General features: G+C 46.7%; 11 protein-coding genes and 1 pseudogene. 8 read left to right on the top strand and 4 right to left on the bottom strand.

Features of this window, described 5'->3' with window-relative positions:
• Nucleotides 1-235 precede the first annotated feature (235 nt).
• From HRU42_RS10190 to HRU42_RS10165, 6 genes and pseudogenes are all read left to right on the top strand, one after another.
• Entirely contained in the window at nt 236-628 is a 393-nt protein-coding gene (locus HRU42_RS10190) for an H-NS family nucleoid-associated regulatory protein (protein ID WP_295030808.1), read from the top strand.
• 166 nt (nt 629-794) lie between these two features.
• Complete coding sequence (locus tag HRU42_RS10185) at nt 795-3869, top strand: amidohydrolase family protein (RefSeq protein WP_295030852.1); 3075 nt, start codon at nt 795-797, stop codon at nt 3867-3869.
• Nucleotides 3870-3946: 77 nt separating this feature from the next.
• A complete protein-coding gene (locus HRU42_RS10180; protein WP_295030850.1) occupies nt 3947-5230 on the top strand; it encodes an amidohydrolase family protein in 1284 nt (427 codons plus the stop codon).
• A gap of 168 nt (nt 5231-5398) precedes the next feature.
• Nucleotides 5399-5785, top strand: a complete 387-nt coding sequence (rcsF, locus tag HRU42_RS10175) for an Rcs stress response system protein RcsF (RefSeq protein ID WP_295030806.1) — start codon at nt 5399-5401, stop codon at nt 5783-5785.
• Between the two features lie 38 nt (nt 5786-5823).
• Nucleotides 5824-6582, top strand: a complete 759-nt coding sequence (tsaA, locus tag HRU42_RS10170; RefSeq protein ID WP_295030804.1) for a tRNA (N6-threonylcarbamoyladenosine(37)-N6)-methyltransferase TrmO — start codon at nt 5824-5826, stop codon at nt 6580-6582.
• 109 nt (nt 6583-6691) lie between these two features.
• Nucleotides 6692-6819: pseudogene (locus HRU42_RS10165) on the top strand (acyltransferase); the annotation flags it as partial.
• A 49-nt stretch (nt 6820-6868) separates the two neighbouring features.
• Here HRU42_RS10165 and HRU42_RS10160 read toward each other — a convergent pair.
• Nucleotides 6869-7798, bottom strand: a complete 930-nt coding sequence (locus HRU42_RS10160; RefSeq protein ID WP_295030802.1) for a DMT family transporter — start codon at nt 7796-7798, stop codon at nt 6869-6871.
• 443 nt (nt 7799-8241) lie between these two features.
• Entirely contained in the window at nt 8242-8544 is a 303-nt protein-coding gene (locus tag HRU42_RS10155) for an STAS/SEC14 domain-containing protein (protein WP_295030801.1), read from the bottom strand.
• Nucleotides 8545-9092: 548 nt separating this feature from the next.
• Between HRU42_RS10155 and HRU42_RS10150 the strand changes: the two genes are divergently transcribed.
• Both HRU42_RS10150 and HRU42_RS10145 read left to right on the top strand, forming a co-directional pair.
• Nucleotides 9093-10802 (top strand): proline--tRNA ligase, encoded by a 1710-nt coding sequence (locus tag HRU42_RS10150; protein WP_295030799.1) that lies wholly within the window; start codon nt 9093-9095, stop codon nt 10800-10802.
• Between the two features lie 191 nt (nt 10803-10993).
• The gene (locus HRU42_RS10145) at nt 10994-12121 is read left to right on the top strand and encodes a patatin-like phospholipase family protein (RefSeq protein WP_295030798.1); all 1128 of its coding nucleotides are present in this window, start codon (nt 10994-10996) and stop codon (nt 12119-12121) included.
• 122 nt (nt 12122-12243) lie between these two features.
• On the opposite strand, the gene HRU42_RS10140 is transcribed toward HRU42_RS10145, so the two are convergent.
• Both HRU42_RS10140 and HRU42_RS10135 read right to left on the bottom strand, forming a co-directional pair.
• On the bottom strand, nt 12244-13161 hold the full coding sequence (locus HRU42_RS10140; protein ID WP_295030796.1) for an SGNH/GDSL hydrolase family protein: 918 nt from the start codon (nt 13159-13161) through the stop codon (nt 12244-12246).
• 98 nt (nt 13162-13259) lie between these two features.
• Complete coding sequence (locus tag HRU42_RS10135; RefSeq protein WP_295030795.1) at nt 13260-15080, bottom strand: DUF885 family protein; 1821 nt, start codon at nt 15078-15080, stop codon at nt 13260-13262.
• Between the last annotated feature and the right edge of the window lie 109 nt (nt 15081-15189).

Genomic DNA, 15189 nt, shown 5'->3' with positions numbered 1-15189 from the left:
CGTGCTGTTAACGTTAACGTCAACAATGGTTCAAACGACTGTTTGTATTTTTTTTGATACATAGCATATTATGGTTACTTTCAACCTACAAAAATAACAATATCTAGTAGATAAGATGCCTATATATATATATTCATCGATTAAATTCAAATAACATTTGAAACTTGTTCTAATAATTCCTATTATTAGTCTGATAATTTATTAACTCACTAAATATAATTGGACCTAAATAATTATGAGCGATTTTCTTGAAATACTAACTCATGGCCGCCGTTTTAAAGCCGCAGTAAAAGATCTATCAATCGAAGACTTAAAAGAATTCGCGGTAAAACTTGATAAAGTTATCTCGGAAAGAGACTCTCAAGCAGAAGCAGAAGCAGAAGCTACGGCAGAAAGAAACGCCAAGATAGATGAAATCCGCAAACAGATGGAAGCCGTCGGCTTATCAATTGATGACCTAGGTGCATCGGTAGTAAAACCAGCGCCTAAGAAACGCGCTCCACGTCCAGCTAAATATTCTATCGACGTGAATGGTGAAGCTGTCACTTGGACTGGTCAAGGACGTATGCCAACAGTATTTAAGACTGAGCTAGATAACGGCCGTTCTATGGACGACTTCCTCATCTAAATCACTTCTATCAAACAGAAGTAGTATATTAGACCGGCTTAGGCCGGTTTTTTTATACTTTTCATTTAACATTATCGATACGAATCATTACAATTACCACTTGGTATTTACAGTGAACTTCAGATAACATCTGCTTACGTTTCACGATTCACAGTTAATGGCTAAAATGCATCACAGAATAAAAACCATAACGATAGTCACGACATTATTTTCAATCAGTGTATTGCAGACACAGGCAAATGACCAACTCACTGATAATACTCCAAAATTAACTGCACTCACCCATGCTACCTTAATGATTGAGCCTGGAAAAAAAATAACTAATGCTAGTTTACTCATTAAAAACAATAAGATTATAAAAGTTATAAAAAATAATAAAGTGCCTGAAGATGCACTCATTATCGATCTGCATGGTTATACGATTTATCCGGGGTTTATCGATCCATTTACCGACTACGCCATCGAATTTGAATACCAAAAAAATGAAGTACTGCCTCCTATCTATGAGATACAACGAATAGGTGGAAATGCTGAAAATGGGGCAATTCACGCTGAAAAATATTGGTTTAATTATGTTCACCCTAATAAAGGTGATGCTGAGCCATGGATCAACAATGGATTTACCAGTGTTCAGAGCAGTAATTTAGATGGCATTTTTCGTGGCCGCGGGGTGACATTATCTTTGGCAGAAAAAAGTGCCAATGAAATTATATATCGAGCTCAATCCAGTCATTTTTTAGCATTCGATAAAGGCAGTTCACCCCAAGATTACCCCAGTTCCTTGATGGGTAGCATAGCGCTTATTAGACAAACGTTCGCCGATGCCAATTGGTATAAAGAAAATAAACACAAGTCGTTTTCAAGTTCTGAAACCCAATTGATTGAGTTTAATAGTGCACTCACGGCCATGGCCAACCTTGAAAATGAACACATTATTTTCGATACTAAAAATCTCAACAATCAACTCAGGGCTGCACGTTTATTAAATAAACATGAATTTAAAGCAAGTTTATTGGGTAATGGTAAAGAATACGCTCGACTAGATGAACTTCAAGCTTATGGTTATGGATTAATTCTGCCATTGAACTTCCCTGCCGCCCCCTTAGTTGGCGATGACGACAGTGAAAGAGAGATAAGCTTGGCCCAGATGCGACACTGGGAGCGAGCACCGGCTAACTTGATGGCCGTTGAAGCGTCTCAGCTGCCCTTCGCGTTAACTCAGCACGGCATCAAGGCCGAAGACTTCTGGCCTAGACTCAAGCAGGCGGTAAAATATGGCCTGAGTGAAGCGGCGGCATTGGCCGCACTCACCACTGAGGCCGCAGAAATTGTCGGCACCAGTGAATTTAGCGGTCGATTAAAGCCTGGGTTTATTGCAGATCTGGTGATCACTAAGGGCAACATCTTCGAAGATGGCGTCATTCACAGCATCTGGTTACAAGGCGATGAACACCAACTTATCGATAGGGACACTTATCTGTTGGATTTAAGCTACCAAATCCAGATAGGACAAGTCTCACTGGACCTGTCTATCTCTAAGGCCAATAAACAAGGTGACAAGATGTCAGGCACCTTGGCCAGCGGTGAGCAAGAGCTGGAACTGTCTCAGGTGACCTACCTCAATAAGCGCCTAACCTTTAATGTCGATATGACTGAGACAGGTTTCGAGGGCATCAACCGTTTCACCCTCTGGTTTGACGAACAAGGCATTCGTGGTCGCATGCTAGATAAGGATGGCGCGCTCACGCCTGTAGCCGGCGTCTTAAGAGACACCATTGAAACGCCAGATGCTGAAGAAGATGAAACACCAGTCGAGCTCATCTCTAAGTTAACTTTACCCAATGTCGCCTATGGCAGAGACAGCTTAGCTAAAACAGAGAAGCTACACATAAGTAACGCCACCATCTGGACCTCTGATGAACAAGGGCTACTTGAAAATAGCGACCTGCTCATATCGCGTGGCAAGATTGAGAAGATAGGCAAAAACTTGCAGACACCTTCGGGTTATCGCCATATCGACGCCACTGGCAAACATTTAACCGCAGGTATCATCGATGAGCATTCACATATCGCCATCAATGGCGGTACCAATGAAGGCACAGATGCCATCACCTCAGAAGTACGCATTGGCGATATCATCAATCCCAATGATATCGCTATTTACCGCGCCTTAGCCGGCGGCGTCACCACGGCGCAACTATTACACGGCAGTGCGAACCCTATCGGTGGTCAGGCCCAGGTGATCCAAATGCGCTGGGGCGAGAATGCCAACCAGCTTAAATATACTCAGGCGCCCCCCAGCATCAAGTTTGCCCTGGGCGAAAACGTAAAACAGAGTAACTGGGGTGATAATTTCGACAAGCGTTTCCCACAAAGCCGCATGGGGGTTAAATCTCTGTTCATCGAGGCGTTCAACGAAGCCAATGCCTACCAGAAATCCATTGATGACTATCGTCGCCTCAGAGGCAGTGAGAAGCGCAAACGTATCGCGCCTAAGCCCAACTATCGCTTAGCCGCTATCGCCGAAGTGCTAGAGCAAAAACGGCATATCCATATTCACTCTTATGTGCAATCTGAGATCTTGATGTTCCTGCGCCTAGCTGAAGCCTATAACTTCAAGGTCAACACCTTCACCCACATTTTGGAAGGCTATAAAGTCGCAGAAGAGCTGGCTCAACACGGCGCCTCGGCCTCAACCTTCTCTGATTGGTGGGCCTATAAATTTGAGGTCTATGATGCCATCCCGCAAAATACCTGCCTGATGCAGCGCAAGGGCGTACTCACCAGCATCAACTCAGATGACTATGAGATGCAGCGAAGATTAAATCAAGAAGCCGCCAAGTCTATGATGTATTGTGATATGTCGGCGGAAGATGCGTGGAAAATGGTCACCATCAATCCGGCGATTCAACTGGGCGTCGATGAATATATAGGCTCGATAACGAAAGGTAAGCAAGCGGATATCGTATTATGGGATCACTCGCCATTATCTGTTTACGCAAAAGTGGATGCCACCTGGATCGAAGGCAAACGCTATTTTGACCGTCAAACAGACAAAAAACTGCAAACTGATGTCGCTAAAGAGAGAGCGACACTCATTCAGAAGATACTGCTCAGTGAGTCCAAGCCCAGTGCACTTCCTCCCGGAGAGACTGTGATAGAGAGCAATGAACCAGAATGGCACTGCGACACTCAATACGATGTTTGGCATCGAGCACACAAGATGGGGGCTGCGTTATGAAGCCGGCAACTCGAGTAGCAAAAGCGCTAAATAACGCGCTGCAACATGTACAAATACAACAAATAGTGAGTAAGAAGATGTCTCTGGCTGCCAAGCGAGTGCTGCTTTATCTAGGCTTAGGCTGCATTGTCACCTTGCCCGTCCATGGCCACGATATGATCCCCGCCGAGGCACAGTCGACTGCAATATTGTTTACCAATGCCAGCTTACATACCGCCATAGATGGGCTGAAACTCAACACAGATCTCTTAATAGAAGATGGCAAGATTGTAGCCATAGGTCAAAACCTTATCGCTCCGCATGCCATACATTTAGATGCGACAGACAAGCACATCTATCCAGGGCTCATCGCCCTAGATACTAGCCTGGGCCTGGTCGAAGTGGAGATGATGCGCCCCAGTAATGACAGCTATGAAGTCGGCAAGTTCAACCCCCAACTCGAAGTCATCACGGCCTTCAATCCGGATTCGGAGATCATACCGACCATACGCGTTAATGGTATTACCCATGCCCAAATCGTGCCTCAGGGCGACAGTTTAGCCGGGCAGTCTTCATTGGTCTCTCTAGATAGCTGGACAGTGGAAGATGCGCTCGTGCCGACTCAAGCCGCTTTTCACCTCTATTGGCCCCGATTAGGTCGCCTTGCTCAAGATAAAGACAAACGCGACAAGCAGATAGATAAATATAATGCGCAAATCACCGATATCTCCCAGGCTATTTCTGACGGATATCGCTACTTTCTGGCAAGTAAGGCCAATAAAATCAACAAGGTTGATCTAAGATGGCAATCCTTGCTTCCCCTCTATGATGGAGAAGCCCAGCTGTTTGTACACGCCAACACCCAGAAACAGATAGAGGAGGCGGCATCTCTGGCCAAGCAATACCATTTCAAACTGGTTATCGTCGGGGGTTATGATGCCTGGCGCTTAGGTGTATTGCTCAACGAAATACAGGCAAAAGTGATCTATACCCGCACCTTAAGCCTGCCGATGAGAAAAGATGAGCCTATCGATCTGAGCTTTAAGATCCCCGCCCTACTCAAGCAAGCCGAGATCCCCTTCGCCTTAGGCTTCTCATCGGATTGGAACAGTCGTAACTTGCCTCTGGCAGCGGGTCAAACCGTGGCTTATGGTCTCACTAAACAAGCAGCACTGAAAAGTGTCAGTCTCGATGCCGCTAGAATACTGGGCCTAGATGATATGGGCGCGATAGCGATAGGCTATAAGGCTAACTTGGTGGTGTCTAAAGGCGACATCTTAGATCCCATGGAAGCCAAGATAGAAAAAGTCTATATCGATGGCCGCGAGATAGATCTCAATAATCGTCAACAACAGCTTTATCAAAAGTACCTAAAGCGCTAGAATTCCTATAGCTAGGGTAATAAAATATACCTTTTATTACCCTAGCTGTTTCAACTGTTTCGATTCTTAACTCTTTTAGCTAGGTGCATAAAGCCTTAGCTTATTTCAGTTAGGCGCCGAAAAGTAAATTCCAGAGTACATCAGTCACTCTACTAACAGGCCTGAATAATGAAGACCCTATTAATCTCTGCCCTAGTTTTACTGCTTAGCGCCTGCGCCGGCGAATATAAATTTAACAGTAACCTCAATGGTGAAGCCATCGACGATTATTTCAAGGCATCGGATATCACCGTCTATGATAATACTACAGCACCGAATCTTCCTTATGAGATCATAGGGTTAGTCGAAGGCGAAACATGCCAGGAGCAAGCCAATGATGCTCCGGCTGCGATCAGTGAAGCACGTACACTTGCCCGCAGAGCCGCGGCAGATAAAGGGGCTAACGGTCTAGTTATCAAGAATTGTCTGGTATTTGAAGAGCAAGATCAGGGCTGTATCAGCCGCGCCATCTGTATTGGCCAGGCAATCAAAACCCCAGTCACAGACAAGCAGTGATCTGCCTCTATTTAATCTCCACTTCAAAGTAGTCATCAATGAGTTTTAGCAGTCAAATTCAAGCCGTGGCGTACTGTCGTACGCCCTATAAACAAAAATTTGGGATCCCCAGACAACCGGGACTCGTCAAGGCCGCCCGCGGTTTTGTCGAACTCCAGGCCCCCTACAATGATATCGATACCGTCAGAGGGCTGGAACAATACTCGCATCTGTGGTTGGTATTTTGCTTCCATCAAAATCTTGCCCAGGGATGGAAAACCACGGTTCGCCCTCCCCGCCTTGGCGGCAACGAGAAGCTGGGTGTGTTCGCGACTCGCTCCACCTTCCGCCCCAACGGCTTAGGTCAGTCGGTGGTGAAACTACATAAAATCCACCAGCGCAAAGGCTACCTGGCTTTAGAGATCTCGGGAATGGATCTCCTCGATGGCACCCCCATCATAGATATCAAACCCTATATCCCCTTCTCGGACTCGGTGCCTGATGCGTTAGGCGGCATCGCCCATGAAGCGCCAAAACTGACCAAGGTAGAATTTAGTCCAGATGCTAAGCAGCAGCTGACACGCTATGAAGGATTGGAGCAATATCAACACCTCGAGGATCTCATCATAGGTGTCCTTGCCCAAGACCCGCGTCCCGCCTATAAGAAAGCTAAGGCTGACCCTAAGGTCTATCAAGTCGCCCTCTATGACTTAGATATTCTCTGGCGTGTGGTCGAAGTCGCTAATGCCAATAATACTGCAACTGATGGTAAAAACACCATCATAGTGCAAGAGATTAAGACCGGGATCAGTGTTTAATACCATTGCATATAAGTATCTGGTCAGTTCAGAGGCTCTCAGTTTTTTCAATTCAAGGCGCATTGATGAGGAAATGGTTATTCCCTTTTAATGGATGACACAAGACGCTATCGTCGATGGCGTCACCATAGGCGACTGCGCCGTGATAGCCATGAATGCCACGTCACCAAAGATGTTCCCGCTTATGTCATTGTTGCCGGAAATCCGGCAACGGTGATTGGCGATAGAACAGATAAGGGGTGGCATACACTCATTAGGTTACTTGTTGGAAAACACGTTGCCAGTATTAACGCTCAGCCTTCACCCATTTCAGCCGATGCCACAATCTCCCATCGATAGCAGACAAGCCCAGGGCAATCAGCAAGATCCCGACAAAATGAATCGCCTCCAAGGATTCATTCAAAAACAGTGAACCCAGCAAAATAGCCGAAACAGGAACCAAGAGGGTGACTAATAACACATTGGTCGCACCTGCCAGCTCCAGTATCTTGAAATAAAGGACATAGGCAATCGCAGTAGAGAGAACGGCGAGCCCTATCATTGCGGTCCAGGAGTTTAAGCTAACGCCAGCAACATCGAGTCCACCATCGACAAACAAAGTGATAGGAATCAATATGAGTGTCGACGCGGTAACTTGCCCTGCGGCAGTAATAATGGGGTTGATCCCCATAGCCTTGAACCGGCGGCCATAAACACCGGCAAAGGCGTAAGACAAGGCGGCAGCGATAATGGCCAGTTGCGCGACTAAATTGCCATTGCCACTTAAAGCGGGCAGTCCAATCATCACTGCCACACCAAGGAAACCGACCGCTACGCCCGCAAGTTTTAACGGCGTAATGCGTTCGTCAGCTAGCAAGATCCCAGCAACCACGACGGTGAAGATGGGGGTTGCTGCATTAAGCATAGATGCCAGCCCTGATGCGATTTGAGTTTGCCCCCATACAATAAGCGCAAACGGGATCACGTTATTGAGCAGCCCCATGCCTAGAAAAGCGAGCCATACCCGTAATGTCTTGGGTGGACGCAGGCCAATCATCAGAGCAATGGCCCATAACGTCATGGCAGCAATTGCCACTCTAAGCGTCACAATCGTCAAAGGAGCAAGCTCTGTCACTACCACACCGACGAAAAAAAACGAGCCTCCCCATAGCATAGAAAGCAGAATAAGCATCGCCCATACTCGTGCGTTCATAGAGGTATTAATAGTTGATGTCATACTGAGTCTCGATATGCCGTATCATGAATTTTGGACATGATATTTTGGACATGAATTTGAATAGTTTGCTAATGTAACATAGCACTATAATTACTCAAAAAAATCCTCTTAAACACGCCATATTTCGCCTATACAACATACAAGCACTCGCCTCGCCCCCAGTATTCACCGCGCAGCCCCTTGTAAAAGTAAGAGTGCACCTATGTGGTCGTGCAGGCGTTTAAATAACAAAAATAGGGTATCAGAGTTAGAGTTAGAAACGCCGTGAGCAGCATTCGGCTGGGGGGCATCTGTCAGTTTCAGCATTAAAAACTGGCGATATTGTAGGCAAATGTTGTTTATCTCATCATTGACCGTAATCGATTGAGGTTAAAGGAAATGAAAACAAAATGATTGCTGAGTAATCTTAAGCAGATAACAAAAACTTTTTTATCCCTATATCATTAGTGCTTTAGACTTCCTTGTTCCAATTTCAACCAATTTAAGGCTTCGTCACGATTAGTAAAAATTTTTAATTTCCATACTACTTTACGGGGAACCAAAGATGTTAAATATTCCGTACTGATTTTTGTAGAGCGAGTATATGACACAACGGCCATCGCATTAATCTCTTTTAATGTCGCTAAATTTACCTGTGCATCAAAATCATATGTGTAGGCATTTACTTTATTTATGAGTAGAGAAAAAGGGCTAACTAAATGTGAAAGTAGAAATTCATGGTATTGATTTACCATTGCTAACGTCATTTCCACATGCTCATTTATTATGACCTCGGCTATCGAGTCACTAAGAATGATTATTTTTGCGAATGGAAGCTCATGTAACTTGATAAGTTTCTCCCTAAACTTGATTAGTATTGCATATGTATATAATACTACTGTATAAAAAGTCAAATTTTTGCTTCTTGAGGTACTGCTAGTGATGCGTACATCTGCGCCCTTTCCCCCTTGGGATCTAAAGGAGTAATTATAGCCACTCATTACTGATCAACAACATATTCCCATGCGCACCTGTGATATTCCAGATATCACTCAGGCATTCCCCACGTCCTTGTGGGTCAGGTAGGAAATGTCTTATGTATGTCTGGAACATACAAGACCCTGCACGGCACCCACAGCAGGCGATAGATAACGATGAAGGTACGACCTTCAAAGCACTAGCCAATACCAACGCAGCCAAAAGCTAAACCACCTAAATGTGATCAGCCTTCATTCGAAGGCCCAATTACTGGGTAGACAGAAGCCGCACAGATGATAAAATGTCGGCCTATTTATTTCTGAACTGGATATCGGTAATGCGCGTAAGCAAGTACCTGCTTTCAACACAAAAAGAGACCCCTGCAGATGCAGAGGTGGTCAGTCATCAATTAATGTTACGTGCTGGCATGGTTCGCCGTAACGCTTCGGGCCTGTACAGCTGGTTACCGACGGGACTTAGAGTTCTGCGCAAGGTAGAGGCCATTGTCCGCGAAGAGATGAACAAGGCAGGTGCGGTAGAGATATTAATGCCTATGGTTCAGCCGGCAGACCTTTGGGTTGAGACCGGGCGCTGGGAGAAGTTCGGCCCCGAACTGCTGCGTTTCCAGGATCGTCATAACCGTGACTTCGTATTGGGTCCGACCCACGAAGAGGTCATCACCGACATCATACGTAAAGAGATAAACTCTTATAAGCAGCTGCCTCTGACCCTGTATCAGATCCAGACCAAGTTCCGCGATGAGGTTCGTCCTCGCTTCGGTGTGATGCGCTCTCGTGAATTCCTGATGAAAGATGCCTATTCTTTCCATCTGGATCAAGAGTCTATGGATGACACCTACGAGGCTATGTTCCAAGCTTATAACAAGATATTCGAGCGTATGGGCCTGTCTTTCCGCCCGGTTTTAGCTGATTCTGGCGCTATTGGTGGCAGCATGTCCCATGAGTTCCATGTCCTGGCCGATAGCGGTGAAGACTTGATAGCCTACTCGACCGAGAGCGATTACGCCGCCAACATAGAGAAGGCCGAAGCGCCTATGCCTACGGATCTCCGCGGGCCGGCGACCCAAGAGATGACCCTGGTCGATACGCCTAATGCCAAGACCATAGCGGAACTCGTCGAGCAACACGATATCGCCATCGAGAAGACAGTGAAGACCTTGATCGTCAAGGGCGCAACTGAAGAAGTGCCTCTAGTGGCTATCGTGGTTCGTGGCGACCATGAGCTCAACGAAGTTAAGGCTGAAAAGATTGCCGCGGTACAGGCTCCGTTTGAGTTTGCCGATGAAGCTGATATCCGCAAGGCAATTGGTGCAGGACCTGGCTCTATCGGCCCTGTCGGCCTGAACATTCCTGTGTATATCGATCACAGCGTGAATGTGATGAGCGATTTTGGCGCCGGGGCTAACCTAGACGACAAGCACTATTTCGGTATCAACTGGGCGCGCGATTTACCTCAGGCAGAAGCTTTCGATCTGCGTAACATCATCGAAGGTGAGCCTAGCCCTTGTGGTCAAGGCACCATCGCCCTGCTTCGCGGCATCGAAGTGGGTCATATTTTCCAGCTTGGAACTAACTATTCTGACGCTATGCATGCCAATGTGTTGGATAAAAACGGTAAGTCTAAGACTCTTCTTATGGGGTGTTATGGTGTGGGCGTGAGCCGCATCGTGGCTGCTGCGATTGAACAAAACCATGACGATCGCGGCATCATCTGGCCAAAAGCCATTGCGCCGTTCACCGTAGGTATCTTGCCGATGAACATGCATAAGTCTCATCGCGTTAAAGATATTGCCGAGCAGCTGTATCAAGATCTCAATGATGCGGGCATCGAAGTCCTGTTTGACGATCGTAAAGAGCGTCCGGGCGTGATGTTTGCTGACATGGAACTTGTGGGTCTGCCACATGTTGTCGTTATCGGCGATCGCAACATAGATAATGGCGTGTTTGAATATAAGAATCGTCGCACCGGTGAGAAGCTAGAGATCCCATTCGATCAATTGCTCGACTTCCTCAAGTCGGCCGAGTAATCGCCAGCGATTAAGCGACTAGCTTAACTTGTGTTGACACCAGACGCGCACTCCATCGGGGGGCGCGTTTTTTTATGGGCTATTTTTATACCAGGCTGGTGAACAATTTAAATCCATTAACTTGCTTGATTTTTTCCCTCATTAGCGGCTTTAATTAAACCAGTGACTTATGATGGATGATGGAGCAGACTTTGGCAGAAAAAACAGCAATTGTGCTCGGCGGCGGCGGTGCAAGGGCGGCATATCAGGTGGGTGTGCTCAAGGCCATCGTGCAGTTTTACCCACGCAATCACGGCATTCCCTTCAAGATAATCTGCGGCACCTCAGCTGGGGCCATCAATGGTACCTCTATCGCCACCCATGCTTCGTGCTTTCATCTGGGGGTGCGTAAACTCGAGTGGGTATGGCGTAATTTCCGCACCGAGAAGATATATAAGTCATCAATCAGGGGCATACTGGGGCACTTAAGCAAGATGTTACTCATGAGTCTGCAAGATGACATACTCAACACCCATGCAGGCAGCTTGTTTAACAGCGATCCCCTACGGGACATGCTCAATCAGCTTATCAACTTCATTCGCATCGACCGAAATATCTCCAGTGGTGCTCTCAACGCCTTGAGCATCGACGTATCTTGCTATAATACATCGAGATCGGTGACCTTCTTCCAAGGCAGCCATGATATTGCTGACTGGCATAGGGACAGGCGCAGCGGCCAACGCACTCAGCTCAACACCGACCATCTGCTCGCGAGCTCCGCAATCCCGCTAATCTTCCCCTCAATTAAACTCAATCAGGGCTATTTTGGCGATGGCTCAGTGCATCAACTCGCCCCCTTGAGCAGCCCAATTCATCTTGGGGCCAAGAAAATCTTGGTGATAAATTTAGAGAGCCCCCACAAGCAGCAGCCCCAAGAACTCACCCATCATCCAAAGACTGCGACCATTACTGGTCATCTGCTCGATACCATCTTCTCCGATACCTTAAATAGCGATCTTGAGCGTCTGGAACGAATCAACGCCACACTAGAATTAATCCCCAAGGAAAAGAGAGAATCACTGCCTCTGACAAAGATAGAAACCTTAGTCATCAAGCCCAGCGAAGACTTGAGTCAGCTGGCATCCTATTACTATAAGGAGATGCCAATAGCGGTAAAAGCCATGCTCAGGCCTATCGGCATAAAACAAGATACCGACTCGAGTATCGTGTCGTATCTACTGTTCGAGCAGGCGTACTGCAGTGCCCTTATTGACTTAGGTTATCAAGATGCCATGTGTCAGATAGATGAGCTTAGAGACTTCTTCGGCATAACTCAATAGAGAGCTAAAAAGCGATAAGCGGGTCACAGGAGCTAGTAGCTAAAGGAACTTTGCTAGGCTGTGGGCTCTTTATCAAGCTGAGGTTCCTATAACCCTGAAAACTTTGATCAGCCTGAGGGCTGTTAACGATTCAGAGGACTTTTAACTCGCTGAAGGCTCTCAATTCTCTTTTCGATGGCTGTAGCCGCCGTACCGCCCCAGAGTCGATAAATTTTTTCACTGGGATGAAAACCATCACTGGCCATATCGGATGCTATCGGCATAAGGGGGATGATGACCAGTTCACACTCACTTTCAAGCTCGATAAGCGACACTAGCTTGCGGTTAAACTCAGACGCTCTCAATCCCAGAAACCATCTCAATGGCTGGGGAAAGGCTGGGAAACAGTGCATAGGCGGCACGGCTGTCATCAAGATGTGTTTGGCGGAAAATTTTGATTTGAGTAATTTAATTAACCGCACTTGCTGGGTTATCCATTGACTCTCCCTTATCGGGCTCAAGAGATCGTTGACCCCAAGTGAGACCAAGACCACATCGATATCAGGTGCGCTGCTATTATCTAGCCAATTATCATCTGAGTTATTGCCAGCTGAACTATTATCATCTGGCTTATTATCATCTGGCTTATTATCATCTGGCTTATTGTCATCTGAACGATTATCACCTGAGTTATTGTCATCCAGCACCTTGGCTTGCAAGCGTTCCATTGATAAGGAGTCGGTTTGAAAAGGGCGCCCCTGTAATGTCTTGATAAGATCTTCCGTCGTATTACCTGATTTCGCCACCAGAGACCAATCCACGCAATATTTCTGTGCCAGCACCCGGGTTAAACAGCCACTGAGAGCATCATCTTGGGTCTCGACACCGACACCAGCCGCAGCAGAGTCACCAACCACCAGCAGAGTCAGGGGCCTGCCTTCGCCTAAGCGGCCACTGCGTCCTCCAGTAGCTTCAGCCAATATGGGGATGTTTTTACGCACTAGCCTGCCCTGGATGATCAACAAGGGTCCAAGTATCAGCAACACGAAATAGTAAAACATGGCTTCTCCTTGCCTGATAGGATTAACCCCACAATATATAACTTGGGGTCCCGTTTATCTTTCGATCTAGAAAGTTAAACGGACCCTATTAGCCTAGTCTAAATTGTTGCGACTATATAGCGATCGACGAGTCTCTCGAGTATGTCTAAGGGGACGGCGCCATTTTTCAACACTAGGTCGTGAAAGTCTCGTAAATCAAACTTATCACCCAAAGCCAGCTTAGCTTTTTCACGCAGAGATAAGATCTTCATCATGCCGATCTTATAAGAAGTTGCCTGACCAGGCATCACAATATAACGCTCAATCTCTGACACCACATCGCTGTCGGCCATGCCGGTATTGAGCTTCATATACGCTATGGCCTCCTCTCTGGTCCAACGCTTATGGTGTATGCCGGTATCCACCACCAGACGAACCCCGCGAAACAGCTCGGCTTGTAGCCTGCCAATATTATCGTAGGGATCGTCCTGAAAACCTAGCTCCCAAGCCACTTGCTCAGAGTAGAGTGCCCAACCTTCTATGTAGGCAGTAAAGGGAGCCATCTTGCGAATAAACGGCATATTTTCCAGCTCCATGGCTAGCGCGACTTGAAAATGATGTCCGGGTATTGCTTCATGATAGGCGAGGGTTCGCATGCTGTATTTAGGCGTCGCCTTAATATCATAGAGGTTGGCGAAGAAGCGGCCGGGACGGCTGCCATCGAGCGACGGCCGTTGATAATAAGCACCGGGAGCCGTTTTCTCTTTAAACTTTGGGATACGTAAGACTTCCATGCCCGCTTGAGGGCGAATTCTAAATGCATCATCCAGCCCCATATTTATCTCATCGAGGATCTGCTGATAATCGACTAAGATTTGCTCCCGACCTGCATCGCTGTCTTCATAGTAAAACTGAGGATCTGCCGCCAAGGTTTCAATCGCAGCAAAGAAGCCATCATCTACCCCATAGCCCTCAGATTGTAAGATGGCTAATATCTCAGTCTGAAGTCGAGCAACCTCTGAGAGACCCATGTTGTGGATCTCATCCGGGGTATAATCTGTGGTGGTAAAAAATTTAAGTGATAAACGATAAGCAGACTCGCCATCGGGGAGGTGCCAGATCCCGTCATCGGTTCCCGCCTTAGCCTCAAGCTTAGAAAAGTAATCGATAAACAGTCCATAAGCCGGATGAACATAATCTCGAATGCGTTGCTGCGCAGCTAGTAAGATACGCTCCTGCTCTTGAATAGGGATATCCTCCACTGCGGCTAACTTGCTCTGCAATGACGTGTAGAGAATATTTTCTTCGATAGGTGTATCGACAAACCCCTTCATCTCAGTCAGCACACGTTCGATAACGAAACGCGGTGGTATGATCCCATTGAGTTCTCTGATCCTTAATCCAAGCAGGTTTTGCTCAAATTTAAGCTTCACCTTCTGCAGGCGAGACAGGTAATGTTCGGCATCCTCAATTGAATTAACCTGATGCTGAGATTCCATGAAGCTTGGGTAGGCATTTTGCACACCGAAAAGCTGATTCACCGGGTAATTATGATAACGGAAGGCGTTCGCATCATCAGCAAAACTCAGCAAATATAGGGCAATTTCCTTAGTCAGTAGCTCATTCTCATCGAGGGAGGAATCATCATATGTCAGCAAGGTCCGCTGAATATCGTCGAGCTGAGCAAAGAGTTCATCGGCCTTCTCAGGCCTATCATCATCGAGCTCTGCATTATGGCCATTGATACCGACAGACTCGAGAAATCCTAAGGAGGTTAAGGTTTCCGGACGCTCGAAAGCTATTTTTATCAAGCTGCGGTCTAAGAAGGCTCGAAACATGACAGGTTTTTTAGCGAACCATTCGTGGGCCGCAAAAGCACCGGCTGATACCAAGATGATGACCAGGACTAGCCCGGTATATTTGAGGATCTTTTTGAACATAACATTCCCTGTTGTCTGATTATTGCCGACACAGGGTATCATTAGAGCGGGCGGGTTAACAAGATGGCAACTATAAGGCCAAACCTTGCAACATGAGTCCCTGGTACTC

Source organism: Shewanella sp. (genome assembly GCF_013214165.1).
Lineage (GTDB): Bacteria > Pseudomonadota > Gammaproteobacteria > Enterobacterales > Shewanellaceae > Shewanella.
This window is presented reverse-complemented; position numbering and strand designations above follow the sequence as displayed.

Excerpts from the sequence above, each read along its gene's own strand:
- HRU42_RS10185 (WP_295030852.1), top strand. The coding sequence starts at position 795 with ATGCATCACAGAATAAAAACCATAACGATAGTCACGACATTATTTTCA.
- HRU42_RS10155 (WP_295030801.1), bottom strand. The coding sequence starts at position 8,544 with ATGACGTTAGCAATGGTAAATCAATACCATGAATTTCTACTTTCACAT.
- HRU42_RS10160 (WP_295030802.1), bottom strand. The coding sequence starts at position 7,798 with ATGACATCAACTATTAATACCTCTATGAACGCACGAGTATGGGCGATG.
- HRU42_RS10190 (WP_295030808.1), top strand. The coding sequence starts at position 236 with ATGAGCGATTTTCTTGAAATACTAACTCATGGCCGCCGTTTTAAAGCC.
- rcsF (WP_295030806.1), top strand. The coding sequence starts at position 5,399 with ATGAAGACCCTATTAATCTCTGCCCTAGTTTTACTGCTTAGCGCCTGC.
- HRU42_RS10135 (WP_295030795.1), bottom strand. The coding sequence starts at position 15,080 with ATGTTCAAAAAGATCCTCAAATATACCGGGCTAGTCCTGGTCATCATC.
- tsaA (WP_295030804.1), top strand. The coding sequence starts at position 5,824 with ATGAGTTTTAGCAGTCAAATTCAAGCCGTGGCGTACTGTCGTACGCCC.
- HRU42_RS10140 (WP_295030796.1), bottom strand. The coding sequence starts at position 13,161 with ATGTTTTACTATTTCGTGTTGCTGATACTTGGACCCTTGTTGATCATC.
- HRU42_RS10150 (WP_295030799.1), top strand. The coding sequence starts at position 9,093 with ATGCGCGTAAGCAAGTACCTGCTTTCAACACAAAAAGAGACCCCTGCA.
- HRU42_RS10180 (WP_295030850.1), top strand. The coding sequence starts at position 3,947 with ATGTCTCTGGCTGCCAAGCGAGTGCTGCTTTATCTAGGCTTAGGCTGC.